Source organism: Streptomyces sp. NPDC026575 (genome assembly GCF_055567415.1).
The window spans coordinates 62,441-85,231 of record NZ_JBVHQM010000029.1 but is presented as its reverse complement, the minus strand read 5'-3'; the positions used below and the strand labels follow the sequence as shown (position 1 = coordinate 85,231).

The window sequence follows — 22,791 nt, the reverse complement described above, 5'->3', positions numbered from 1 at the left end:
CCGTGGCAACGGACGGGCAACTCCCGTGCCCAGCCGGGCCGGGACCCACGAGAGGAAGGGGGCGCGGCATGGCCGCGACCGCTGAGGCCGAGAGCACCACATCCGCTACGCACCTCACCCACACTCGCCCCTGGGGGGCCAGCCGACTCGCGCCGTACCCGACCACCCTGCGCCGCCCGCACGCCACGGTCACCGTCGACCCCGCCACGCAGCTCGGTGTGTTCCGCGATCACGCCGGTCAGGTGGTCGAGATGGGCAAGCACGGCACCAGCTCCGGCACCGAGACCTCCACGACGACGAACTCGGACTCGCAGAACGACCAGGGCCACGACCAGGACAGCCAGCAGGACTGATGGCTGCGACCGAGGAGAGGCCGGTACTGGTGGCCACCGAGGCGGACGATGCCACCGCCGACATGGTGATCGCACAACTCAACCGGCGAAACGTGCCGGTGGTCAGGTTCAACCCCGCCGACATCGGCGGATGCCTGACGGTCTCGGCTCGGTTCGGCACCTGCCCGGCCCCAGTGGCCGGGCAGGTGCGCACCTTGTCGAGAACCGTCGACCTGGATCACGTGCGAGCGGTGTACTGGCGCCGCCCCCTCTGGCCCGACTTCCCGCACTTGAGCGACGACGATGCGCGGTTCGCCGCCGCGCAGGTTCGCTACGGGCTCGGCGGCACCCTTTACGCCCTCGAAGGCCCGCTATGGGTCAATCATCCCCTTCGTAACGCGGCGGCCGATTACAAGCCTGCGCAACTCGCTGTCGCCCAGCGGCTTGGCCTCACAGTGCCGCCGACCCTCGTGACCAATGAACCCGATGAAGCTCGGGAGTTCATCGCCGCACACGGTCAAGTCATCTACAAGACCCTGCGGTGGACCTCATACGAGCGGGACGGAGTTCCGGTTACAGGGTGGGCAGACCCGGTCACCACCGCGGAGCTTGATGACAGCGTGCGCGTGACACCGCACCTGTTCCAAGCCCGCGTGGACAAGGTCGCCGACGTGCGCGTGCTGGTGGTCGGCGGGCGAACGTTCCCCGTGCGGATCGACTCCGACCTCCTGGACTGGCGCAAGGACTACTCCGCCCTCTCCTACAGCGTGGTAGACCTGCCCGACCATGTGGACAAGGCGCTCCTTGCCTGCTTGGACCACTTCGGGCTGGTGTCCGGGAGCTTCGACCTCGCCGTTGACCAGGCGGGTGACTACTGGTGGCTGGAGCTGAACCCGAACGGCCAATGGGGGTGGCTGGAAGAGAAGACCGGCCTGGAAATGTCCGCCGCATTCGCCGACCTGCTGACCCGAGGAGAGCCCCATGACGGAAACCGCACCCGAGCGACGTGCCCTTGCTGACCGGCTGGAGCAGGCCGGTGTCCTTACGACCCCCCAATGGCGGGCGGCCGTCGAGGCCGTACCGCGTGAGCTGTTCTTGAACCCCGGGGTCTTCCTGCCCGTGGACGGTGGCCGCTGGCAACCGGTCACAGCAGCTGGAGCCGACCCGGCGGAGTGGGCCGAGATCGCCTACCGCGACCAGTCCCTGACCATTCAGCTCGACGGGCACCTCACCGCCGACCAGGCCGCTGACCTTGTGACAGGCATGCCCACGTCCTCATCCACCACCCCCGTCACCGTAGTCGGCATGATCGAGAGTCTGGACGTGGAAGAGGGGCACCAGGTGCTGGAGATCGGCACCGGCACCGGTTACTCCTCAGCCCTGATGTGCCACCGCCTCGGCGAGGACAACGTCACCACGGTCGAGGTGGACCCCGAGGTGGCGGCCCGTGCCGACGCCGCGCTGGAAACAGCGGGGTTCTCGACCTGGACCGTGACAGGGGACGGGCTCCTGGGACATCCCCGCCGCGCCCCGTATGACCGGGTGATCGCCACCTGTGCCGTACGCCGCATCCCCCACACCTGGATCCGGCAGACGAAGCCGGGCGGCATCATCCTCACGACCATTGGCTCCTGGCCCTATGGCACGGGTTTGGCGAAGGTCACCGTGGGCGAAGACGGGACCGCCGAGGGCCGGATCATCGGCCGCTCCTCGTTCATGCAGGCTCGGGCGCAAGCCGTGGTCCCGCTGGCCGGCGACCTGTCCGCACGCACGGCCTACCCCGACAGTGAGCGCGCGGCGAAGGTATCGCCGGTCATGCTGGAGGAGTGGATGCCCGCCTTTCTTGCGCAGCTTGCAGCGCCTGGCGCACAGCTCGTTCGCGCCTCGACGAGCGAGGGACTGGCGCTCCTGTACCTCTTCGACCCGGAACGTGAGTCCTTCGCCCAATTCACGCCTGACGGCGGTGGCTGGACCGTCCGCCAGGGCGGCCCGGTGGCCCTGTGGGACGACATCGAGCAGGCTCTGACCGCGTGGCAGGACGCGGGAAGCACGGACATCACCGCCGTGCAGCTCCAGATCGACAGCAAGGCCCACACCTATTGGATGGAAGACAGCCCGTCGCTGCGCTGGCGCCATCGACTCGCCTGAACGAGCGCGAAGTGATCATCCCTGGTGGCCCGCTACCCTCCTGGGAGCAGCCGCCGAATCGTAGGGAAGCGAGATGGACGACGAACCGCTGTCGGAATGGGCGGAACGCCGTGACGCGAAGGTCGGGCGGCTCCGTGCGACTCCTCTCGTCTCCGGTGACGGCCTCAAAGGCTCGCATCTGAATCCAGATGCTCCCCGCGCCATCCAGCGATGGAACGGGTACTCCTGGGAGCCCCACGGATTCGCGTCCAACCTCGCCGAGGCGAAAAAGGTCCTGCACCCCGAGGTCATCGAGCCGTCGGCCTCGGGGTCGGCGCCCAAGCTCGGCGCAGGCACTGGCAAGCACCGCAAGCCCCAGGCGCCAAAGCCGGAGTACTAGCCCAAGTGCCGACGCACCGCTTCGACCACCAGCGCGTGATCCTCCGCCTGTGGAAGCCCCGACACCGCGACCACCCCCACCACCCCCGTTCCGCGCAGCCGGACCGGGAACGCCCCGCCGTGCGCGGCGAAGCGGTCGGTGTCCAGCCGCGAGGAGTCCTCGAACGTACGGCCCTTGGCGCGGAAGCGGGCGCCGACCAGGAACGAGGACTCGCCGTAGTGCTCGACGACGGCGGACTTGCGGGCGATCCAGGCGTCGTTGTCGGCGGAGGTGCCCGGCAGTGCGCAGTGGAACAGCCGCTGGGCGCCGCGCCGGATCCCGATCGTCACCGCGGCGCCGCGCTCGCGCGCCAGCGTCACCAGCAGCGCGCCCAGTTCCCAGGCGTCGTCGTTGCCGAACCTGTCGAAGACCAGGCGCCGTTCGTGCTCTTCGAGGGCGCGCACCTCGTCCGTCGTGGGCGCCTTGGTCACGCGCCCGCCTCGATCCGGACCGTACGGCCCTCGGCGGCGGAGAGCCTGGCGGCCTCCAGGACGCGCAGCGCGGCCGCGGCCTCGGCGGCGGTCACCGGCGGCGTGCCGCCCTCGCGCAGGGCTCGTGCGATCGCGGTGTAGTACGCGGGGTAGTCGCCGGGCAGGGTCGGTACGGGCTCGCCGCCCCCGGACCGCGGGGAGGCCCCGGCGCCCATCCGGCCCCAGCCGGACTTCGGCTCCACGCCCCACTCCACGCCCTCGGTGCCGGGCCGCAGGCCCTCGCGCAGCGCGGCCTCCTGGGGGTCCAGACCGTGCTTGGTGTAGCCGGCCTTGGTGCCGAGCACCCGGAAGCGGGGGCCCAGCAGCGGGGTGGTGGCGCTCACCCACAGATGGGAGCGGACGCCGCCGGCATGGGTGAGGGCGATGAAGGTGTCGTCGTCGGCCTCCGCGCCCGGGCGGCGGATGTCGGACTCGGCGTAGACGGAGACGACCGGGCCGAAGAGGGTCAGCGCCTGGTCGGCGAGGTGGCTGCCGAGGTCGTAGAGCAGCCCGCCGATCTCCGCCGGGTCGCCGGACTCGCGCCAGCCGCCCTTGGGCTGCGGCCGCCAGCGCTCGAAGCGGGACTCGAAGCGCGTGATGTCGCCGAGCGCACCGTCCTCGATCAGCTTGCGGACGGTGCGGAAGTCGTTGTCCCAGCGGCGGTTCTGGAAGACCGACAGCAGCAGTCCGCGCTCCTCGGCGAGCGCGGCGAGCTTCTCGGCCTCGGCGGCGGTCGCGGCCAGCGGCTTGTCGACGACCACCGGCACACCGGCCTCCAGCGCGGCGGTGGCGAGCGGCACATGGGTCTTGTTGGGCGTCGCGAGCACGATCAGATCCAGGTCCGCGGCGCGGTCGAGCACCGCCTCCGGGGTGGCGACCGTACGCACCTGCGGATGCTCGGCGCGGGCCTGCGCCTGCCGCTGGGGGTCGGAGGTGGAGACGGTGTCGAGCAGCAGGTCGTCGGTGGCGGCGATCAGCGGGGCGTGGAAGACCGAGCCCGCCAGGCCGTAGCCGAGGAGGCCGACGCGCAGCGGGTCGCCGGGGGCGGGGGTACCGGTGGGGCGGCTCATCGCACTCTCCTCGCTCGTCTCACTCATGCCCCTACTTAAGCAACGCTGTTGCCAAAGTGCAAGCCACCGCCGACAATGGGCGGGTGAGCAGCGATGACATCCCCTCCCGCGCCTCCCGCCAGGGCGGTTTCACCGGCAGCCCGGGCGCCAATCTCCCCGCGCTGCGCGGCCACAACACCGCGCTGGTCCTGGGGCTGCTGCGGGCGGCCGGCGAGGAGGGGGTCAGCCGGCTGGAGCTCGCCGCGCACACGGGGCTCACCCCGCAGGCCGTCAGCAAGATCACCGCGCGGCTGCGGGCCGAGGGCCTGGCCGCCGAGGCGGGCCGCCGCGCCTCCACGGGCGGCAAGCCCGCCACGGTCCATCGCCTGGTCCCCGGCGCCCGGCACGCGATAGGTCTGCACCTGGACCGCGACGAGCTCACGGCCGTGCTCGCCGACCTCGCCGGCCGCGCGGTCGCGGTGCGACAGGCGCCGCTGGCGTTCGAAGCGGGCGCCGAGCAGGTGCTCACCACGGCCGAACGCGAGGTCGCGGAGCTGCTCGCGCAGGCCGGCGGGCCGCTGGTGCTGGGGGCCGGGGTGGCCTGCCCCGGGCCGCTGGACCACTCCACCGGGGTGCTGCACCGCGTCACCGGCGCCCCCCAGTGGGACGGCTTCCCCCTGCGGGACGCCTTCGCCGCCCGGCTCGGCCTGCCCGTCGCGCTCGACAAGGACACCAACGCCGCGGCGCTCGGCCTGGCCCGCGCCCTGCCCGCCGGCACCGGCTCCTTCGGCTATCTGCACCTCGGCACCGGCCTCGGCGCCGGGCTGGTGCTGGACGGCGGCCTCTACCGCGGCCCGCGCACCGGCGCCGGTGAATTCGGCCACCAGATCGTCCAGTTGGACGGTCCGCGCTGCGGCTGCGGCCGGCGCGGCTGCATCGAGGCGCTGTGCCTGGCGGCGGTGGCCCGCGGCGATCTGCCCGGCGCAGCCCGCGCGTTGGGCGTCGGCGCCGCCAACCTCGTCGAATTGCTGGACATCGACCGGGTGCTGCTCGGCGGCCGCACCGTGCTCGACGCCCCCGAGCCGTTCCTGAGCGGCGTGGCCCGCGAGCTGGCCGCCCAGGCGCGCACCCGCGGCAGCGCCGGCGCCGGATCCGCGGTGTCCGTCGCCCTCGCCCGCGGCGGCCCCCGGGCGGTCGCGGACGGCGCGGCGGAGCTGGTCCTCGCCCCCCTCTTCGGATGACGCCGCCCCGCCCCGGGTGAGCCGCGGCCGCCCGCCCCGTCATCCGGGCGGCGCACCCCGCTCCCCGGATGCCGCAGCCGCGGGTGCGAGGATCGCGCCGTGGAGTTCCCCTACGGCCAGGATCCTGGCGCACCCGTCCGGTCCGGCGTCCCCGAGCACGGACGTATCCCCAAGTACTACGCGGCCAAGGTCGAAATCGCCGCGCTGCTCGACGAGTTGGGCGAGGGGGAGGTGCTGCCCACCGAGCGCGAGCTGGCCGCGCGCCTGGAGGTCTCCCGCGAGACGCTGCGCCAGGCCCTGCGCGAGCTGGTCCTGGAGGGGCGGCTGCGGCGGCTGGGGCGCGGCACGGTCGTGGCCGGACCCAAGCTGGCGCAGCCGCTGTCCCTGGCCAGCTACACCGAGGGCGTACGCGGCCAGGGCCGCCGGCCCGGCCGGCACCTCGTCGGCCTGGACCGCTTCCCCTGCCCGCCCGCGCTCGCCGACGATCTGGGCCTCGCGGTCGGGGACGCGGTATGGCACATGGAGCGGGTGCTGCTCGCCGACGACGAGCGGGTCGGGCTGGAGAGCACCTATGTCGCGGTCGAGCGGGTCCCGGACCTGGACGCCGACTTCGTACCGGACTCGTCCTTCTACGCCTACCTCCACGAGCGGCTGGGCATCGGCTTCGGCGACGCGGACGAGCGGCTGGAGACCGTGCTCGCCACCCCGCGCGAGGCGCTGCTGATCGGCACGCCGGGCGCGCTGCCCATGCTGCTGATCCACCGGCTGTCCCGGGACACCCGGGGCCGCCCGCTGGAGCGGGTGCGCTCCCTCTACCGGGGCGACCGGTTCTCCTTCACCACCCACCTGGGCACGCCGGCGCAGGGCTGAGGCGGGGGGCCGCGGAGCGCGCACACCCCGCCCGTGAATATCACGAAAGGGTAACGGGTCTAGGCCAAGTTTGGGACCCCGTTCACCTTCGCGTCGCCGAACGACCCCGCACGGGCCATCCGCCGCCACGACCGTCTGGGGCATGCGAGTCATAGTTGTCGGAGCCGGCGTGCTGGGGACCATGCACGCCTGGCATGCCATCGAGCGGGGCCACGAGGTCCTGCACCTCGAACGGGAGGCCGAGGCCCGCGGTGCCTCGGTCCGTAACTTCGGACAGATCTGGATCAGCGGCCGGGCCGGCGGCGAGGAGCTGGAGTGCGCCCTGCGCGCCCGCGAACTGTGGGAGGGCATCGGCGCCCGCGTCCCCGCACTCGGCTTCCGCGCCAACGGCTCGCTGACCGTGGTCAGGACCGACGCCGAACGGGCGGTCGCCGAGGCCGCCGCCCGCCGCCCCGACGCCGCCGACCGCGGCTACCGGCTGCTCGATGCCGATCAGGCCCGCGCCCTCAACCCCGCCCTGCGCGGCGACTTCACCGGCGCCCTGTGGTGCGAGCGGGACGCCGCCGTGGAGCCGCGCACCGCCCAGCGCGCCCTGAAGGAGGCCCTGCTGGCGTCCGGCCGCTACACCTACCTCGGCGGCCGCGAGGTCCGCGAGGTGGTCGGCGAGCGGGCCGTACGCGACGACCACAACGAACTCCACCAGGGCGACGCGGTGGTCCTGTGCACCGGCGCCTGGCTCGGCGGCCTGGTCCGCGAGCTGGTCCCCGACCTGCCGGTGCGCCGGGTGCGGCTGCAGATGATGCAGACCGACCCGCTCGGCGAGGAGCTGCCCACCTCCGTCGCCGACGCCGACAGCTTCCGCTACTACCCGGCCTACCGAAGCGACGCCCTGGACGCGCTCAACGCCGGCCAGGCCCAGGCGCCGACCGCCGCCGAGCACAAGATGCAGCTGCTCATGGTCCAGCGCGCCGACGGCGGCCTGACCATCGGCGACACCCACGAGTACCAGGCGCCGTTCGCCTTCGACACCGTCGAGGAGCCCTACGAGCATCTGACCGGCGTCGTCGAAACACTGCTGGGCCGCCCGCTGCCGCGGATCCGCCACCGCTGGGCCGGGGTCTACGCCCAGTGCACCGACACCGGCCGGATCGTCCACCGCCAGCAGGCCCGCGACGGCGTCTGGCTGGTCACCGGGCCGGGCGGGCGCGGAATGACCTGCTCCCCGGCCATCGCCGAGACCACCGCGAACGCACTGGGATGGTGAGCGAGTTGCCGCAGTACACCCCCGACCACGACATCCAGCTGGTCGTCCTGGACATGGCCGGCACCACCGTCGCCGACGGCGGCCTGGTCGAGCGGGCCTTCGACGCCGCCGCCCGGCACATGGGCGTCGAGCCTGGCAGCGCCGAGCACGCCGAGCAGCTCGCCCATGTGCGCGCCACCATGGGCGAGTCCAAGATCTCCGTCTTCCGGCACCTCTTCGGCGACGAGGTTGCCGCCCACCGCGCCAACACCGCCTTCGAGACGGCGTACGGCGAGCTGGTCGACGGCGGGCGGATCGCCCCCGTCCCCGGCGCCCGCGAGGCCATCGAGGCGCTCCGGGCGGCCGGCCGCACCGTCGTGCTCTCCACCGGCTTCGCCCGGGTCACCCAGGACGCCATCCTCGCCGCGCTCGGCTGGCAGGACCTGGTCGAGCTGACCCTGTGCCCGGCCGACGCCGGCGGGCGCGGCCGCCCCTACCCCGACATGGTCCTCGCCGCGCTGCTGCGCACCCGCGCCACCGACTCCGTCCAGCGGATCGCGGTGGCCGGCGACACCTCCTACGACATGCTCTCCGGCCGCCGCGCCGGCGCCTCGGTCGTCGCCGGAGTGCTCACCGGGGCGCACGACGCGGACCGGCTGACCGCCGCCGGGGCCACCCACGTCCTGGGATCGGTCGCCGAACTGCCCGCGCTGCTGGGGGTGGTGTGAGATGACCGCCCCAGCCGCCGCCGCGTCCGCCAGGGCCGCCGACGTGCCCCCGGCCCGGCCCGCGTCGGGCATCCGCTTCGACCGCGTCACCGTCGGCTACGGCAGGCGCGGCGACCACACCGTCCTGGACTCCTTCGACCTGACCGTCGAACCGGGCGAGGTGATGGCGCTGCTCGGCCCGTCCGGCTCCGGCAAGACCACCGCACTGCGGGCGGTCGCCGGGTTCGTCCAGCCGGCCTCGGGGCGGGTGCTGATCGGCGGCCGGGACGTGACCGGGCTGCCGCCCCACCGGCGCGGCATCGGCATGGTGGTCCAGCAGTACGCGCTCTTCCCGCATATGAAGGTCGCCGAGAACGTCGCCTTCGGCCTGCGGGCGCACAAGACCCCGCGCGCCGAGATCCCCGGCCGGGTCGCCGAGGCGCTGGAGATGACCGGCATGGCCGCCTACGCCGGCCGGCACCCCCGCGAGCTCTCCGGCGGCCAGCAGCAGCGGGTCGCCATCGCCCGGGCCCTGGCCATCCGGCCCGGCGTGCTGCTGCTGGACGAGCCGCTCTCCGCCCTCGACGCCCAGCTGCGCTCCGGCATGCTCGCCGAACTCGCCCGGCTGCACCGGGAGTTGCCGGACGTGACGATCCTCTACGTCACCCATGACCAGGTCGAGGCGCTGACCCTGGCCGACCGGATCGCGGTGCTCGAAGGGGGCCGGCTGCGCGAGTGCGGCACCCCGCAGGAGCTCTACCGGCGCCCGCGCAGCGAGTTCACCGCGTCCTTCGTCGGCACCGCGAACCTGCTGCCGGTCACCGTGCGCGGCGACGGCGTCGACTTCGGCGGGCGCCGGCTGGCCGTGCCGGTGCCGAAGGGCCTGGCCGAGGGGGCCGGCGCGACGCTGTGCGTGCGCCCGCACCTGGTCGGGCTGGGCGCCGGCGACATCCCCGGCAACGCGCTGTGCGGCACGCTCACCGACGTGCAGTGGCGCGGCGCCACCCACCGGCTGCAGGTGTCCGTCGACGGCCACCGCGTCCTGGCCGACGTACGCGAACTGCGCCGGCCCCCGGTGCCGGGCGACGAGACCGTGCTGCACTTCGCGCCGCAGGACGCGGTGCTGATACCGGCCGGGCTCGCACCGGCCGCCCCGGGGTGCGAGGACGGTGGACGCCATGGCCGCTGACACCACGGCGGTGGCGGCGCGCGGTCCGGCGGCACCGGAGCGGCGCCCCCGCCCACCGAAGGCCAGGACCGCCCTGTGGGCCCTGCCGCCCGTCGCCGTCCTCGGCGTGGTCTTCCTCTACCCCCTGGCACTGGTGGTGTGGCAGTCGTTCACCCCCGACGGCGCCGGCCCCTCCACCGCCCCGTACGCGGAGGTCTTCGCCGAGGCGTCCTTCCGCGACGCGCTCGCCACCACCGTGCTGATCGCCGCCGGCGCCACCGCCGGCGCGCTGCTGCTGGGCCTGGCGCTCTCCCTGGTGATCGCCTTCGTCCCGCTCCCCGGCGGCCGGGCGCTGGGCCGCTTCATCGACGTCTTCCTGGCCTTCCCGTCCTTCCTGATCACCCTCGCCCTGCTGTTCCTCTACGGCACCGTCGGCGTGGCCAACGGCCTGTGGACGGATCTGACCGGCGCCGCCCACGGGCCGCTTGCGTTCCTGCACACCCCCTGGGGCGTCCTGCTGGCCGAGGTCACCTACTTCACCCCGTTCGTGATGCGCCCGCTGCTCGCCGCGTTCGCGCAGATGGAGACCGGTCAGCTGGAGGCCGCGGCGTCGCTGGGCGCCCGGCCGTGGCGGATCGTGCGGACGGTGATCCTGCCCGAGGCGCTGCCGTCGCTGGCGGCGGGCGGTGCGCTGGTGCTCGTCCTGTGCCTCAACGAGTTCGGCATCGTGCTCTTCACCGGAGCCAAGGACGTCGTCACCCTCCCGATGCTCGTCTACACCAAGGCGATCCTCGACGGCGACTACACCGGAGCCTGCGTCGTCGCCGTCGTCAACATCGCGCTGTCCGTCGCGCTCTACGCCCTCTACCGGACCGTGATGTCCCGTACGGGCGGCCGAGCCGGCTCGCACACCGGAGGTGCCCCCCGCCGTGCTGGTGCATAGCAGGTCCGCCCGCCGGGCCGTCCACTTCCTCTTCCTCGCCCTCTTCGTCCCCGTCTTCGCGCTGCCCCTGCTGGTGATCGTCGGCGCGTCCCTCGCGACCAGCTGGAGCGGCGCCCTGCCCTCCGGCCCGACCCTGACCCACTATCAGGACATCGCCCGGGGCGACGCGCTCGGCGCCCTGCTCACCAGCGTCCTGACCGCCCTGGCGGCGAGCGCCGCCGCACTGACGGCCGGCACCTGGGCCGCGCTGGCCTTCGCGAGGCTGGGCCGCCGCACCCGCCGCCTGCTCGACGCGCTCTTCCTCCTGCCCGTCGCGGTGCCCTCCGTCGTGGTGGGCCTCTCCCTCCTCGTCGCCTTCTCCCGGCCCCCGTTCCTGCTCAACGGCACCCCCCAGATCGTGGTCATCGCCCACGGCGTGCTGGTCACCGCCTTCGCCTACCAGTCCGTGACGGCCGCGCTGGCCCGCCTCGACCCGGCGTACGAGCAGAGCGCGGCCGGCCTCGGCGCCCGCCCCGCCGTCGTCCTGTGGCGGATCAAGCTGCCTCTGCTGCTGCCGTCCCTCACCGCGGCCGCCGGCCTCTGCTTCGCCCTGTCCATGGGCGAGGTGAGCGCCACGATGATGCTCTATCCCCCCGACTGGATGCCGCTGCCGGTGATGATCTTCGCCGCCACCGACCGCGGCTCCCTCTTCGCGGGCGCCGCCCTCGCGGTGACCTTGATGGCCACCACGCTGCTCGCGCTGTTCGCCGTCTCCCGCATCCGCACCCGAGCCACCTACCGCTGAACGCCCGACACCCGTGCCCTGCTGAGGAGTTACCTCGCCATGTCCGTACACCGCCCGCTCGCCAAGCCGCTCGCCGCCTGCTGCGGCGCCCTCGCCCTCGCCGCCGCGCTCACCGCCTGCGGCGCCTCCGGTGCCGATCCGAACGCCAAGGAGATCACCGTCTACAGCGCCGACGGCCTCAAGAGCGAGAACGGCGACGGCTTCTACGACCAGGTCTTCAAGGGCTTCGAGAAGAAGACCGGCATCAAGGTCAACTACGTCGAGTCCGGCTCCGGCGCGGCCGTGCAGCGCCTGGCCCGCGAACGCGCCAACACCAAGGCGGACGTCGTCGTCACCCTCCCGCCCTTCATCCAGCAGGCCGACGGCAAGGGCCTCCTCCAGACCTACCGTCCCAAGGGCGCGGACCAGGTGGCCGCCGGCGACAAGAGCCCGGCCGGCCGGTGGACCTCGGTCGTCGACAACTACTTCTGCTTCATCTACAACAAGAAGGAGCTGGCGAAGGCCCCCGCCACCTGGCAGGACCTGCTGGACCGCAGGTTCGCGCAGAAGCTCCAGTACTCCACGCCCGGAGTCGCCGGCGACGGCACCGCCGTCCTGATCAAGGCCCTGCACGACTTCGGCGGCCAGGAACCGGCCATGAAGTTCCTCGGCAGGCTCCAGGCCAACAACGTCGGCCCGTCCTCCTCCACCGGCCAGCTCGCCCCCAAGACCGACAAGGGCGAACTCCTGGTCGCCAACGGCGATGTCCAGATGAACTACGCCAACATGAAGTCGATGCCGAACCAGGGCATCTTCTTCCCCGCCGCGAAGCCCGGCGGCCGGCCCACCACCTTCGCGCTGCCCTACGCCGCCGGCCTGGTCAAGAACGCCCCGCACCGCGCCAACGCCGAGAAGTTCCTGGACTACCTGCTCTCCGAGCCCGTCCAGCGCCAGGTCTCCGCGATCGGCGGCGGCTTCGCCGCCCGCAAGGACATCAAGGCCACCGACCCCCACGCCAAGGCCCTCGCCGCGCTCATGGACGGGGTGGAGGTCTTCCAGCCCGACTGGAACGACATCGACAAGAACCTGGACTCCTACGTGACCGCCTGGAAGACGGCCACGAAGAGCTGACCGGCGGCCCCGAGGCCCGTGCCCCTCCCCTCGCGGGCGGGCGCACGGGCCTCGACGGAGGTGATCGCCGGGGATGACGGGACGGCCCTGCGCCCTGAAGGCTCGCCCTGGCGGCCCGAGTCATCTGCCCGCAGTGTGCAGAGCACCTGTCGATCAGATGTAGTCGACCAGGTCCGCGATGGAGTCCTTGACGTGGGTGGGCCGGTACGGGTAGCGGTTGACCTCCTCCTCGGTCGCCGTGAGCCCGGTGAGAACGAGGAAGGTCTCCATCCCGGCCTCCAGGCCGGCGAGGATGTCCGTGTCCATCCGGTCGCCGATCATGGCGCTGGTCTCCGAGTGCGCCCCGATCGTGTTGAGCGCGGTCCGCATCATCAGGGAATTCGGCTTGCCGATGAAGTACGGCTTCTTCCCGGTAGCCGCGGTGATCAGCGCCGCGACGGCCCCGGTGGCAGGGAGAGCGCCCTCAGCCGAGGGGCCCGTTTCGTCGGGGTTCGTCGCGATGAACCGGGCGCCGTCGTTGATCAGTCGGACGGCCTTCGTCATGGCCTCGAACGAGTAGGTTCGCGTTTCGCCCAAAATCACGAAGTCGGGCTCCATGTCGGTGAGCACGTATCCGACGTCGTGCAGAGCGGTTGTCAGGCCGGCTTCCCCGATGACATAGGCCGAGCCGCCGGGGTGCTGGTCATCGAGGAACTTCGCAGTGGCCAGGGCGGAAGTCCAGATGTTCTCCGAAGGCACGTCCAGGCCGATACGGTTCAGCCGGGCGTGCAGGTCCCGGGCCGTGTAGATCGAATTGTTGGTCAGGACCAGGAAGGGTTTGCCTGATTCACGGAGCTTCCTGATGAAAGCGTCCGCTCCCGGCACCGGAATACCTTCGTGCATCAGTACGCCGTCCATGTCGCTGAGCCACGATTCGATGGGCTTACGTTCTGCCATGTTGCCGGTCTCCTGTACGCAAGGGCCTGCTGGGGCGCCGGGACGACACTGTGCCGCGACGCCCCCAGAGTAGCCAGGGGGGAAAGCCGGTTGATTCGTCCACCGCGGCTCACGGTGACGGCCACGTCCCGGGGCCAACGGCCGCCAGGTGTGGCGGATGCGGCCCTTCCGGCCGTCCCGGGTCGTGGACTCGATCGCGGATCCGGTCGACCTGGTCTGACGCGGGCCGGCGGCCGTACGGGGCCCGGCGCTGCGCCTGGGGGAAGACACCCCTGGCGCGCCGGGCGCCACCCGAACGGCGCAGCCCCGGGCCGCACCGGGATGCGGTGGCGCGCGCGCGGGCGGACCTTCGGAATTATCGGAGGTTCACCATGCGCGCACCGCAATTTGCTCTCTGTGCCGCGGTCGCGGCCTGCGCGGTGACGACGGCGCCCGCGTACGGCGAGGACGCACGCGGAGCCGGGACCAAAGCGGTCCACGTCGCCCCGGCCCCGGCCCCGGCCGCCCCCGCCCCGGGGCGCGAGGTCGCACCGCTCGCCGAGGACGGCTCCGCGGGGCCGGCCGACGGCGACCGGACGCGTACCGGTCCGGCCGCCAGGGTCACCCAGCGCGGCGAACTGAGCAGCACCTCGGCCGTCGGCCTGGTGCTGGCCGGCGGCGCCGTCCTCGTCGTCGCGGGGCAGCTGCTGCGGCTGCGGCTGCGACTGCGCCGCGAACGGCAGGGCGGCGAGGCCGATGAGCGCTGAGGAGGACGTGCGCCGCGGCGCCGGGAGGCTGCTGGCCGGTGCGGCCTGGGCGGTGCTGCTGCTGACAGGGTGGCTGTGGGGGCGCGGCATGCCGGACGGGCCGGCCGCGCGGCACGCCACGACCGGCGATGTGGCCGCCGTGGGGCGCCCCTCGCCCTACCGGAGCGCCGTACGCCGCCTCGACCCCCACACGGCCTGCGCGGACCGCCGACGCGGCCCCTCCGCACTCCGGTTGTTCAGCGTCGGCGGCATCGGGGGCGAGGGCGGCGACGGCGTCCGCGGTGAACGGGCGGACGATCCGGACCTGGTCCTGCTGTCCGCCTGCCTGACGCGTCATCAGGATCGCCCCCGGGCGCCGGAGCCGACCCGCGGCTGAGCCGTGCGGGCTCCCTGCGACCGGCCGCCACGACCTCCTACGACCGGCATTCGTCAAGCGCGGTAGCCGCCTGTGGACGGGTTGTCCACAGCCCGGCTCCGGCGGGTGGCCGTGTGCCACGATGGTTTCTGGCCGGTGGTCTCGCGCCGGCCGGATCAGTGCTCCGAGGGGGGAGTGGATGTACGGCGATCTTCGAAGGGCTGCCGGGAGCGGACCACCGGTCCCGGGCCGCGACCGGTGGCGTACGGCGCGCCGCGGCGCGCTGGCGCGCACGGCGGTGGTGGGGGCGCTGGCCGCACTGCTGCTCGCCGGCTGCTCCTCGTCGGGCGACGACGGCGACGACCGGGTCCCCGGCAGACCGGGGCAGCGCCCCAAGTCCGTCGCCCCGTACTGGGTCAACCCCGACAGCAGGGCGGCCCGCCAGGTCTCCGCGTACGGCAAGGACGGCAAGGCCGCCGACGCCCGGCTCGTCGACCGGATCGCCGCGCAGCCGGTCGCCGAGTGGATCGGCGTCGACGACCCGCAGGGCGAGGCCCGCGGCTTCACCCAGGCGGCCGCCAAGGCCGACCGTGAGGCGCTGCTGGTCCTCTACAACATCCCGCACCGCGACTGCGGCAGCTACTCCCAGGGCGGTGCCGCCGACGGCAACGCCTACCGCGCCTGGCTGGACGGTGTCCTCAAGGGCATCGGCGACCGCGCCACCACCGTCGTCCTGGAGCCCGACGCGCTGCCGCACATCGCGGACAAGTGCACCCCGCAGCAGTTCCACGAGGAGCGCTACGCCCTGCTGACGGAGGCCGTCGGCAAACTCAAGGCGCTCCCGCACACCAAGGTCTATCTGGACGCCGGCAACCCCCACTGGATCAAGGACCCGGGCGCGATGGTCGAACCGCTCAAGCGGGCCGGCATCGACCGCGCCGACGGCTTCGCGCTGAACATCTCCAACTACCAGACCACGAAGGAGAACGCGAAGTACGGCAGGCGGCTCTCCGACCTCGTCGGCGGCAAGCCCTTCGTCATCGACACCAGCCGCAACGGCAACGGCCCGGCCCCCGGCGGCGACGACCGGGAGAACTGGTGCAACCCACCCGGCCGCGCCCTGGGCACCCCGCCCACCACCAGGACCGGCGATCCCCGGATAGCCGCCTTCCTCTGGATCAAGCGCCCCGGAGAGTCCGACGGCACCTGCAAGGGCGGCCCGAAGGCGGGGGAGTGGTGGCCGAAGTACGCCCTGGAGCTGGCCCGTCGGGCGAAGTAGCCGTCCGGGTGCCGGGCGCGGCGGCCCACCGCGCCCGGCCACGACGGAGGCCGGCTAGGGCCTGTCCGATGGGTCCTGGCCGGGCCCGCGACGCCTGGCACGGCACCTCGCGGCGTTGCCGAATCATCCCGATAGCTCCGCTATCGAGACGCTCCGGCGCCTTGCGATGCACCGCACCAGACGCCGCGGCCTTTCCGACCCCGACCCATCGGACAGGCCCTAGCTCTGCCCCTGCCCCGCCACGGGAACCCGGAGCCACACCGCCTTCGACGGTGTGCCCGACCCGTCGACCGCGTTGAGCATGTACCACCCGGGCGGCACCAGCGAGGGGTCCTTGGGCAGGGTGACCGTCACACCGTCCTTGCCCTTCGTCACGGTGAAGTCCAGCGCGATCGACCGCTGTTCGATGTTGGTGACATGGGTGAAGGAGCCGGGCCGGATCAGCCGCATCTTCTTGATGGCGTCGGCGTGCGGGGCGCCGAACGTCGCGGTGCCGCCGAGCGGGACGGTCCTGGCGGCCCCGCCCGAGGACGTCAGCTCGGGGCGCGACTTCCGGAAGAGGTAGGGCGGTGTGTAGAGGTCTATCTGCTGCTGGAAGACGCCCGGCTTGGTGTTGTCCTTGTCGGCGTAGAGGGAGTCGGAGCCGAAGGTCATCACCCGGCCGTCCGGCAGCAGCAGCGCGCCGGAGTGGTAGTTGCGGCCCACCAGCGGGTCGGCCACCTGCCGGGCGGTGTTGGACCCCGGATCGTAGATCTCCGCCTTGAGGACGTTGGAGTCGCTGCGCCCGCGGTAGTCGCCGGAGCCGTTCGTGGTCAGCACCGAGTCGTCCGGCATGATCACGCTGCTCGGGTAGCGGGCCTTGGCGTACAGCGGCGGCCCGTCCTGGAAGCGCGGTGCGGGGGCGTGCAGATCCACGATCCGGGTCTTGTCCGTCGAGCGGGGGTCCTCGCCGACCCCGCCGCCGCCCAGCACCATGTACCGCTGGTTCTGGGCGGGCGGCAGCAGCACCGACATCGACGTCTCCAGGATCTTCGGATCGCTCATCCCGGGCACGACCTGGAAGGTGTTGGACTTCAGGTCCCAGATGCCGGGCGTGCGGCCGATGTTGTCCGGGCCGTAGCCGGCGTTGGAGCCGGTGTAGAAGATCCGGCCCCGGTCGGTGAGGAAGAGCGCGGGGTAGGTCGGGAAGAAGCGCTGCCGGGGGAGGTAGCTCCACTTCTTCGTCGCCGGGTCGTAGATCTCCTGCTTGCCGGGGACGACCTGCCCGATCTCGTCCAGCCCGGAGACGGAGAGGACCTTGCCGTCCTGCAGGGTCGTCAGCGTCGGGTACCAGCGGGCCTCGTTCATCGGGTCGACGGGGACATAGCGCTCGGCCACCGGGTCGAACTCGAAGGAGTCCTTGATGCCCTGGAAGTCCTTCTTGTCGAAGGAGAGCTTCTGCGCGATGCCGTAGAAGTTGTGGGCGTCGGCGCCGGTCAGGCCGTGGATGCGGTAGTTGTCCTGGGCGCCCGTGGAGTGCGCGGGGCCGTCCTTGAGCGCCTCGACATAGACCCGGGCCTCGCTGTGGGTGACGGTCACCCTGCCGGTCGCCGGGTCCTTGGTCTTCTTCGCCCGCGGCACCACGACCGGGTCCTTGGAGGTGAAGGTCTTGCCGTTCTGCTTGCCGGTGAAGAGCGTGCCGGCCGGGAAGGTTCTCGGGCCGTCCGGGTTCTCGTTGTAGATGATCATGAGGCCGCCGGCCTTCTTCACATCGCCCTGCAGCTTCTCGTAGCGCTGCGTACCGCCGGCGACCAGCAGCTTGCCGTCCGGGAGCTGGGTGTGCCCGGCGCAGAAGAGGTCCTTGGGCGTGGGGATGTTCTTGAAGGTGTTCTTCTCCGGGTCCCACAGCACCGTGCGGAAGGACTTGGCCTTGAAGTTCGCGGCGTTGTTGCCGGAGCCGGCGACCAGCAGCACCTTGCCGGTGTGCAGCAGGGCCGCGTGGATGGTGTTGATGCGGTACTTGTCGGGGACGTCGACGACGTCCCAGTGGCCGTTCGCCGCCTTGTACTCGGGCTTGTTGATCTTGTACTCGTGGTACTGCTCGGAGGCGAAGCCGTAGAGGGCCGGCCCGTTCATCCCGGCCAGCGCGAGCACCACCGCGGTCGCTATCGCCACTCTGCGGGTGCGACGGCTCGGACGGTACTTCATGTGTGACGTCCCCCAAGGGCGATCTGCATGGTCTGGTCGGTGGCGGCGGGCTGGTCGGCGGCCGGGTCGGCGGGGCTCGTACCGTCCTCCGCGGCCGAGGCGCCGGCGTCACCGGCGGCCGCCTTCCGCCGTGCCTGCCGTACGCCCAGCCGCCAGGCCGCGATCGGCGCCGCCGTGATCAGCAGCGCCAGCGACGCCCACGTGATCATCGCCGGATGGCTGTGCCCCAGGACGAAGGAGGCACCCAGCGAGCCCCCGAAGACGAGCAGGAAGAACAGGTGCACCCGGAAGGTGCCGAAGAGCGTGTCCGGACTGGAGGAGTCGCCCTTCGGCGTGACCACGAACTTGCTCTTGCGGCGCAGTACGGCGTCGAACAGCGACCGGGCGTAGATCGGCGCCGACAGCGCGGACATCACCATGCCGGCGACGCCGCCGGACCCCTCCGGCTCGTGCGGCGAGACGTTGTGCCGGCGGTTCCAGACGTACAGCCCGATCTGCAGCGCCGAGGCGTTGCCGTAGAGCATCATCCACACCGACGGGTCGATCTGGACGCCGGAGGCCCCCAGGCCCAGGAACAGCGCGCAACTCAGCGCCGCCAGGATCCAGTTCAGCGCCGACATCGGGTAGAAGATCACCATCATGGTGTAGTTGAAGAGCCGGCCCGGCGGCAGCGTGAACGGCGCCTTCCAGAACTGCTTGAGGATCGTCTCGTAGGTCCCGCGCGACCAGCGCAGCTGCTGGGTGAAGAAGTCCGTCCAGGCCGTCGGCCCCTCGCCGACCGCCAGCACGTCCGGTGTGTACACCGAGCGCCACTTCCTGCCGGTCGCCGGGTTGCGGTGCCGGTGCATCTCGAAGCCGGTCGCCATGTCCTCGGTGATCGAGTCGTACAGCCCGCCGATCTGCTTGAGGGCGCTGATGCGTACGGCGTTGGAGGTGCCGACGAACATCGGCGCGCCGTAGCGGTTGCCGGCCCGCTGGATCAGCGCGTGGAAGAGGAACTGCTGGGACTCCGCCGCCTTGGTGACGAAGGTGTCGTAGTTGCCGTAGACCTGCGGGCCGATGACGAAGCCGACGTCCGGGTCGCGGAAGAAGCCGAGCATCCGCTCCAGGTAGTTGGGCAGCGGGACGTGGTCGGTGTCGACCGAGGCGAAGTAGTCGTAGTCGTCGCCGTGCGCGGCCAGCCAGGCGTTGTAGTTGCCGTGCTTGGTCTTGGCGCGGTGCGGGCCCTTGGCCTGGTTCCACTCCGGCACGCCCTTGCGGGTGAAGTGGTGCACTCCCAGGCGTTGGCAGACCTCCTTGACCTCGGGGTCGTCGCCCTCGTCCAGCAGCCAGACGTGCAGCAGACCGCGGTGGCGCACCCGGACCGCCGCCTCCAGGGTCTTGGTGACCATCGCCAACGGCTCCTTGCCGGGCACGAAGGAGGTCAGGAAGGCGACGCGGGTGCCGCTCTCGGGTATGACCGGCACGGGGTCGCGGGCGACGAGCGTGGCGTGCGCGTTGGAGAGCACGTTCATGCACCGGAAGAACTCGATCAGCGCGATCGAGACCAGCATGACGGTGTCCAGCACCGGCAGGAACTCATACGCGGGGTAGTCGCGTTGGGTCCAGTGATCGGGCTGGAGCAGCCAGGCGAGCAGGCCCAGCGAGAGCAGCGGGGCCGCGCCGAGCAGCAGCGCCGCCCGGATGCGGTGCGGCTCGCCGGCGAGCAGCGAGCGGTAGCGGACCGTGTAGGGCTTGTCCGGGTCGGGCTGGGTGAGCGGCCCGGCCAGCCGGCTGTAGTGCTCGTAGTCGTAGCGCGGCAGCGGCTTGCGCTGGGTCCGCCGCTGCCAGTGCTGGCGCGGCACGCGCAGGCGCGCCGTGGCGGACGGGTCGTACGGTGGCTGCGGCCGGGCGCCGTCATGCGGCGACGTCATGAGTCCATCCCCCCGCACGCAGCGGGGGCTGCGTGCCGATTGCTGACGGCCCGAGTCTCGGTCCCCCTCGACCGACTCGGGCTCACTGGTGTCGGCCGCCCACACCGTGGGACGGTGACGGCCGTCTTCCGGTTGCATGATGAACGCCCCGTCGATCCTGCCAAGCGGCGGGCTCCCCGCGTCCACATCACGCCAACCGGCGTTTCCTGTCCCAACTCGCCGGAACCCTGCCACTTTTCAGCCGAGTTCCCAGGTCAGGGTCCCGAACCGGCCCCATGATCGCAAGACGGGCCGAAGGGTATACGGACAAGAGTGTGCAAGGCGGGACGATGTATGGCGCAGCGCGCAAGACTTGAGTCCGGCGGTGACTGCAACTGTCCGCTTTCCGGCGGGCCTTGACTCGATGGCCGAGAGGTCCCGCTCGACGCCGCGGTGGAGTCCGGTTCGTCATGTCATGACGGGTTCGACTCGTTCGCCGCCTCCGGAGGGGTGGCCTCCGCCTGTCCGGAAATCGGCCGAACGCATGGCCGTCGCCCTGCCGTGCGATATGCGCGTCGCCGCCCCGCCCGCCTCCGCGCGGCTCCCGCTGTGCCGGCCACCTCGCGGATCGCCCGCGCCCGCGAGGTGGCCAAGGAGCCGTCGGCCGTCGCCGGGGCATAGCGAAGTGGGCGTTCCCGGAGAACCGGAAACGCCCACTTCCTACGTGCGCCGCCAGGGACTCGAACCCCGGACCCGCTGATTAAGAGTCAGCTGCTCTAACCAACTGAGCTAGCGGCGCGCGCTGACCTGAAGAACTTTACACGAACTCGGAGGGTGCTCCGTACCCAGCACCCGGCCGCCCACGCGCTCGGTTCATGTGATCCCCGCCACTCGCGCCCTTTTCGTCCGGGTGTCATACCGCACCGGGCCCCCTCCCCATGCGGGCCGTAAGTCCCGTGATCTTGGGACCTTCGGCCGCCGGACCGCCCGAATTGCTCTGTGAGGATCGAGTTCGGCGCGTGTGTGCTCGTAGGGCATCGGTTGCCCCGTCAACATGCGATATCTCCCGCCGGTTGAGAGGCTGAGGCCAGCGCCGGGGCGAAGGAACGCACACGAGCGAGGAGGGGGCCGGCCATGGCGTCCGTCACTCCTCCCGCACCTCCCGCAACCCCACCCACCACAGCAACGTCTGCCAGGACGCGCGCCCCGGACCGGGTCACCGGGACTCGCCCCTCCGTCGGAAAGGTTGATCGTCATGGTGTCGACAGCCAAGCGCACCCTTGAGATGCAGCTCCTCCTCGGGCCGCACGACGCCGTTCCGGTGGCCGGCCGGTTCGGCTACCGCAGCGACCGCCCGTACGAGGTCGAGGTGGCCTTCCTCAGTCGCGGCCGCACGGTCTCGACCTGGCGGTTCGCCCGCGACCTGCTGCTGGAGGGGCTGTCCGGCGAGGTGGGCGAGGGGGACGTACGGGTGTGGGCCTTCCGCCGGCCGGGCGATGTCCGCCGCGTCCACATGGAGCTGTGCACCGGCGGCTCGGTGTGCGAGCTGTCCGTGCGCGCGACGGAGCTGACCGCCTGGCTGGAGCAGACGGCGGCGATCGTGCCGCCCGGCCGCGAGGACCGCTTCCTCGACCTGGACACCCACCTGGCCCGACTGCTGGCGGGGAAGTGCTGATGGGGGGCACGGCGATGATGACGACGGCCATGGACGAGGTGGCGGCCGAGGCCGCGCGGGCGAGGGAGGCCGGGCCGCGGGCGGTGACCGCTGCCGGCCCGGAAGCCGGCGCCCGGTCCGGCGTGCCCATACCGGCCCCCGGCTCCGGCATACCGCCCGCCGCCCCCGCGGACTCCGCCGCACCCGCGCCGCACGACCCCTGCGCACACGGCTTCCTGCCCGAGCGGCCGCCGGTCCGCTCCATGATCGGCACCTGGACCAGGCTGGACGCCATGGCCCGGGCGGCCGCCGTCGCGCCCGACCGGCAGGCCGCGATCGCGCTGGTCGAACGCGCCCGCCGGGACGAGGAGTTGGCCGCCCTGCGGCAGCGGGTCTCCCGCCTCTCCCTGCGCAACGCCGAGGCGGCCGCCATGCGGATCGCGGTGATCGCGGTCTCGTGCGGATGGTGCGGGCTCGACCCGCAGGCCCCGGCCGCCCGCCAGGTCGCCGAGGAGGCGTTCCTCGACCTGTGGGCGGCGATCGCACACCGCATCGACCACGACCAGTTCGTCGCGCTGCCCACCCTCGCCCTCCACAACTGGGCCCCCGAACGCAAACCGCGCCGCCATATCCCCATCGACCAGCTGGCCCGCACCGAAGCCCTCGTACCGATCGTGCGCTGGGCCCCGGAGGGCCAGCCGCTCAGCCGGCTCGACCGGCTGATGCTGGCCGCGACCCGGCTGGAGGCGCACGGCATCTGGCTCTTCCGGCTGGCCGAGACCCTCGCCGGCCGCTCGCCCGACGACTGCTCCACCCCCACGGCGCTGCGCCGCCTGGTCCGCGTCCAGCACGCCCTGCGCGCCCAGCTCCACGCCGAGGCGGCCGAGCTGGCGGCCGCGCCCGCGACGCCGCAGCAGCGGGCCGTGCTCGGCGCGCTCGCCGAGCAGGGCGCCCTGGAACCCCCGGTGCTGCAGGCCGCCGACGCGGTGCTGGGCATCGGCGGCCGCCGCATGGGCGAGGGCCGGCGCCAGCTGCTGCGCCGCCACCTGCCGGCGCAGCACCGCGCCTGGCTCAGCGCGATGGACCGGCACTGCGCCCCCGTCCGCACCCTCGCCCACCGCGGCGGTCCCGACGCGGCCGTCTACCGCGAGGCCCAGGAGTCGCTGATCGCCCTGCGCCGCACCTACACGGCGCTGGTCCAGGCCGCCGCCCGCCCCGCGACGGACCCGTTCCCGGCGGCCGCCTGACGCCCCTGCCCG

General features: G+C 72.5%; 22 protein-coding genes and 1 tRNA gene. 17 read left to right on the top strand and 6 right to left on the bottom strand.

Translation table 11 applies throughout. The features are described 5' to 3' along the window. The first annotated feature begins 68 nt into the window (after positions 1 to 68). From tgmA to ACZ4NB_RS31585, 4 genes are all read left to right on the top strand, one after another. Entirely contained in the window at positions 69 to 353 is a 285-nt protein-coding gene (gene tgmA, locus ACZ4NB_RS31600; protein WP_467666468.1) for a putative ATP-grasp-modified RiPP, read from the top strand. Continuing rightward, positions 353 to 1,351 (top strand): ATP-grasp ribosomal peptide maturase, encoded by a 999-nt coding sequence (gene tgmB / locus ACZ4NB_RS31595; protein WP_467666467.1) that lies wholly within the window; start codon positions 353 to 355, stop codon positions 1,349 to 1,351. The genes tgmA and tgmB overlap by 1 nt, the downstream gene beginning before the upstream one ends. Continuing rightward, on the top strand, positions 1,314 to 2,480 hold the full coding sequence (gene tgmC, locus ACZ4NB_RS31590; protein WP_467666466.1) for an ATP-grasp peptide maturase system methyltransferase: 1,167 nt from the start codon (positions 1,314 to 1,316) through the stop codon (positions 2,478 to 2,480). Before tgmB ends, tgmC begins: the two co-directional genes overlap by 38 nt. 73 nt (positions 2,481 to 2,553) lie before the next feature. Beyond that, a complete protein-coding gene (locus ACZ4NB_RS31585) occupies positions 2,554 to 2,859 on the top strand; it encodes a DUF6087 family protein (RefSeq protein WP_467666465.1) in 306 nt (101 codons plus the stop codon). Here the strand turns inward: ACZ4NB_RS31585 and ACZ4NB_RS31580 are convergent. Beyond that, entirely contained in the window at positions 2,856 to 3,329 is a 474-nt protein-coding gene (locus ACZ4NB_RS31580) for a heme-degrading domain-containing protein (RefSeq protein ID WP_467666464.1), read from the bottom strand. The two genes, ACZ4NB_RS31585 and ACZ4NB_RS31580, sit on opposite strands and share 4 nt — an antisense overlap. Next, entirely contained in the window at positions 3,326 to 4,465 is a 1,140-nt protein-coding gene (locus tag ACZ4NB_RS31575; protein ID WP_467666463.1) for a Gfo/Idh/MocA family oxidoreductase, read from the bottom strand. The genes ACZ4NB_RS31580 and ACZ4NB_RS31575 overlap by 4 nt, the downstream gene beginning before the upstream one ends. Positions 4,466 to 4,521: 56 nt before the next feature. Between ACZ4NB_RS31575 and ACZ4NB_RS31570 the strand changes: the two genes are divergently transcribed. From ACZ4NB_RS31570 to ACZ4NB_RS31535, 8 genes are all read left to right on the top strand, one after another. Beyond that, positions 4,522 to 5,658, top strand: coding sequence for an ROK family transcriptional regulator (locus ACZ4NB_RS31570; RefSeq protein WP_467666462.1), 1,137 nt, complete (start codon positions 4,522 to 4,524; stop codon positions 5,656 to 5,658). A gap of 99 nt (positions 5,659 to 5,757) precedes the next feature. Beyond that, entirely contained in the window at positions 5,758 to 6,528 is a 771-nt protein-coding gene (locus ACZ4NB_RS31565; RefSeq protein ID WP_467666461.1) for a GntR family transcriptional regulator, read from the top strand. Between the two features lie 142 nt (positions 6,529 to 6,670). Next, positions 6,671 to 7,792, top strand: coding sequence for a TIGR03364 family FAD-dependent oxidoreductase (locus ACZ4NB_RS31560; RefSeq protein WP_467666460.1), 1,122 nt, complete (start codon positions 6,671 to 6,673; stop codon positions 7,790 to 7,792). After that, the gene (locus tag ACZ4NB_RS31555) at positions 7,789 to 8,499 is read left to right on the top strand and encodes a phosphonatase-like hydrolase (RefSeq protein ID WP_467666459.1); all 711 of its coding nucleotides are present in this window, start codon (positions 7,789 to 7,791) and stop codon (positions 8,497 to 8,499) included. The genes ACZ4NB_RS31560 and ACZ4NB_RS31555 overlap by 4 nt, the downstream gene beginning before the upstream one ends. 1 nt (position 8,500) lies before the next feature. Then, positions 8,501 to 9,667 carry an ABC transporter ATP-binding protein gene (locus tag ACZ4NB_RS31550; protein ID WP_467666458.1) on the top strand — a complete coding sequence of 389 codons (1,167 nt, stop codon included), beginning with the start codon at positions 8,501 to 8,503 and terminating at the stop codon, positions 9,665 to 9,667. Next, complete coding sequence (locus ACZ4NB_RS31545; RefSeq protein ID WP_467666457.1) at positions 9,657 to 10,589, top strand: 2-aminoethylphosphonate ABC transporter permease subunit; 933 nt, start codon at positions 9,657 to 9,659, stop codon at positions 10,587 to 10,589. The genes ACZ4NB_RS31550 and ACZ4NB_RS31545 overlap by 11 nt, the downstream gene beginning before the upstream one ends. Beyond that, positions 10,576 to 11,373 carry an ABC transporter permease gene (locus ACZ4NB_RS31540; RefSeq protein ID WP_467666456.1) on the top strand — a complete coding sequence of 266 codons (798 nt, stop codon included), beginning with the start codon at positions 10,576 to 10,578 and terminating at the stop codon, positions 11,371 to 11,373. Before ACZ4NB_RS31545 ends, ACZ4NB_RS31540 begins: the two co-directional genes overlap by 14 nt. A 39-nt stretch (positions 11,374 to 11,412) precedes the next feature. Next, positions 11,413 to 12,483: a 2-aminoethylphosphonate ABC transporter substrate-binding protein gene (locus ACZ4NB_RS31535; protein ID WP_467666455.1), complete on the top strand. Its 1,071-nt coding sequence runs from the start codon at positions 11,413 to 11,415 to the stop codon at positions 12,481 to 12,483. A gap of 153 nt (positions 12,484 to 12,636) precedes the next feature. Here ACZ4NB_RS31535 and ACZ4NB_RS31530 read toward each other — a convergent pair whose 3' ends face one another. Next, positions 12,637 to 13,419: an HAD-IIA family hydrolase gene (locus ACZ4NB_RS31530; RefSeq protein ID WP_467666454.1), complete on the bottom strand. Its 783-nt coding sequence runs from the start codon at positions 13,417 to 13,419 to the stop codon at positions 12,637 to 12,639. A 371-nt stretch (positions 13,420 to 13,790) separates the two neighbouring features. On the opposite strand from ACZ4NB_RS31530, the gene ACZ4NB_RS31525 reads away from it, so the two are divergent. The 3 genes from ACZ4NB_RS31525 to ACZ4NB_RS31515 all read left to right on the top strand — a co-directional run bounded on the left by ACZ4NB_RS31525 (position 13,791) and on the right by ACZ4NB_RS31515 (position 15,799). Then, entirely contained in the window at positions 13,791 to 14,165 is a 375-nt protein-coding gene (locus ACZ4NB_RS31525; protein WP_467666453.1) for a hypothetical protein, read from the top strand. Then, on the top strand, positions 14,155 to 14,541 hold the full coding sequence (locus tag ACZ4NB_RS31520; RefSeq protein ID WP_467666452.1) for a hypothetical protein: 387 nt from the start codon (positions 14,155 to 14,157) through the stop codon (positions 14,539 to 14,541). The genes ACZ4NB_RS31525 and ACZ4NB_RS31520 overlap by 11 nt, the downstream gene beginning before the upstream one ends. Positions 14,542 to 14,719: 178 nt before the next feature. Beyond that, positions 14,720 to 15,799, top strand: coding sequence for a glycoside hydrolase family 6 protein (locus ACZ4NB_RS31515; protein ID WP_467666451.1), 1,080 nt, complete (start codon positions 14,720 to 14,722; stop codon positions 15,797 to 15,799). Positions 15,800 to 16,018: 219 nt separating this feature from the next. Here the strand turns inward: ACZ4NB_RS31515 and glxA are convergent, their stop codons facing one another. The 3 genes from glxA to ACZ4NB_RS31500 all read right to left on the bottom strand — a co-directional run bounded on the left by glxA (position 16,019) and on the right by ACZ4NB_RS31500 (position 20,677). Next, a complete protein-coding gene (gene glxA, locus ACZ4NB_RS31510) occupies positions 16,019 to 17,986 on the bottom strand; it encodes a radical copper oxidase GlxA (protein WP_467666450.1) in 1,968 nt (655 codons plus the stop codon). Continuing rightward, the gene (locus tag ACZ4NB_RS31505) at positions 17,983 to 19,899 is read right to left on the bottom strand and encodes a glycosyltransferase family 2 protein (protein WP_467666449.1); all 1,917 of its coding nucleotides are present in this window, start codon (positions 19,897 to 19,899) and stop codon (positions 17,983 to 17,985) included. The genes glxA and ACZ4NB_RS31505 overlap by 4 nt, the downstream gene beginning before the upstream one ends. Before the next feature lie 704 nt (positions 19,900 to 20,603). Next, positions 20,604 to 20,677: transfer RNA gene (locus tag ACZ4NB_RS31500), tRNA-Lys, on the bottom strand. A gap of 456 nt (positions 20,678 to 21,133) precedes the next feature. Between ACZ4NB_RS31500 and ACZ4NB_RS31495 the strand changes: the two genes are divergently transcribed. Then, positions 21,134 to 21,553 (top strand): SsgA family sporulation/cell division regulator, encoded by a 420-nt coding sequence (locus ACZ4NB_RS31495; RefSeq protein ID WP_467666448.1) that lies wholly within the window; start codon positions 21,134 to 21,136, stop codon positions 21,551 to 21,553. Continuing rightward, positions 21,553 to 22,779, top strand: coding sequence for a hypothetical protein (locus ACZ4NB_RS31490; protein WP_467666447.1), 1,227 nt, complete (start codon positions 21,553 to 21,555; stop codon positions 22,777 to 22,779). Before ACZ4NB_RS31495 ends, ACZ4NB_RS31490 begins: the two co-directional genes overlap by 1 nt. Positions 22,780 to 22,791: the final 12 nt, after the last annotated feature.

Coding starts and splice junctions, on each gene's coding strand:
- ACZ4NB_RS31560 (WP_467666460.1), top strand. CDS start 6,671: ATGCGAGTCATAGTTGTCGGAGCCGGCGTGCTGGGGACCATGCACGCC.
- tgmA (WP_467666468.1), top strand. CDS start 69: ATGGCCGCGACCGCTGAGGCCGAGAGCACCACATCCGCTACGCACCTC.
- ACZ4NB_RS31525 (WP_467666453.1), top strand. CDS start 13,791: ATGCGCGCACCGCAATTTGCTCTCTGTGCCGCGGTCGCGGCCTGCGCG.
- ACZ4NB_RS31575 (WP_467666463.1), bottom strand. CDS start 4,465: ATGAGTGAGACGAGCGAGGAGAGTGCGATGAGCCGCCCCACCGGTACC.
- ACZ4NB_RS31515 (WP_467666451.1), top strand. CDS start 14,720: ATGTACGGCGATCTTCGAAGGGCTGCCGGGAGCGGACCACCGGTCCCG.
- ACZ4NB_RS31520 (WP_467666452.1), top strand. CDS start 14,155: ATGAGCGCTGAGGAGGACGTGCGCCGCGGCGCCGGGAGGCTGCTGGCC.
- ACZ4NB_RS31505 (WP_467666449.1), bottom strand. CDS start 19,899: ATGACGTCGCCGCATGACGGCGCCCGGCCGCAGCCACCGTACGACCCG.
- ACZ4NB_RS31550 (WP_467666458.1), top strand. CDS start 8,501: ATGACCGCCCCAGCCGCCGCCGCGTCCGCCAGGGCCGCCGACGTGCCC.
- tgmB (WP_467666467.1), top strand. CDS start 353: ATGGCTGCGACCGAGGAGAGGCCGGTACTGGTGGCCACCGAGGCGGAC.
- ACZ4NB_RS31585 (WP_467666465.1), top strand. CDS start 2,554: ATGGACGACGAACCGCTGTCGGAATGGGCGGAACGCCGTGACGCGAAG.
- glxA (WP_467666450.1), bottom strand. CDS start 17,986: ATGAAGTACCGTCCGAGCCGTCGCACCCGCAGAGTGGCGATAGCGACC.
- ACZ4NB_RS31530 (WP_467666454.1), bottom strand. CDS start 13,419: ATGGCAGAACGTAAGCCCATCGAATCGTGGCTCAGCGACATGGACGGC.
- ACZ4NB_RS31535 (WP_467666455.1), top strand. CDS start 11,413: ATGTCCGTACACCGCCCGCTCGCCAAGCCGCTCGCCGCCTGCTGCGGC.
- ACZ4NB_RS31495 (WP_467666448.1), top strand. CDS start 21,134: ATGGTGTCGACAGCCAAGCGCACCCTTGAGATGCAGCTCCTCCTCGGG.
- ACZ4NB_RS31545 (WP_467666457.1), top strand. CDS start 9,657: ATGGCCGCTGACACCACGGCGGTGGCGGCGCGCGGTCCGGCGGCACCG.
- tgmC (WP_467666466.1), top strand. CDS start 1,314: ATGACGGAAACCGCACCCGAGCGACGTGCCCTTGCTGACCGGCTGGAG.
- ACZ4NB_RS31490 (WP_467666447.1), top strand. CDS start 21,553: ATGGGGGGCACGGCGATGATGACGACGGCCATGGACGAGGTGGCGGCC.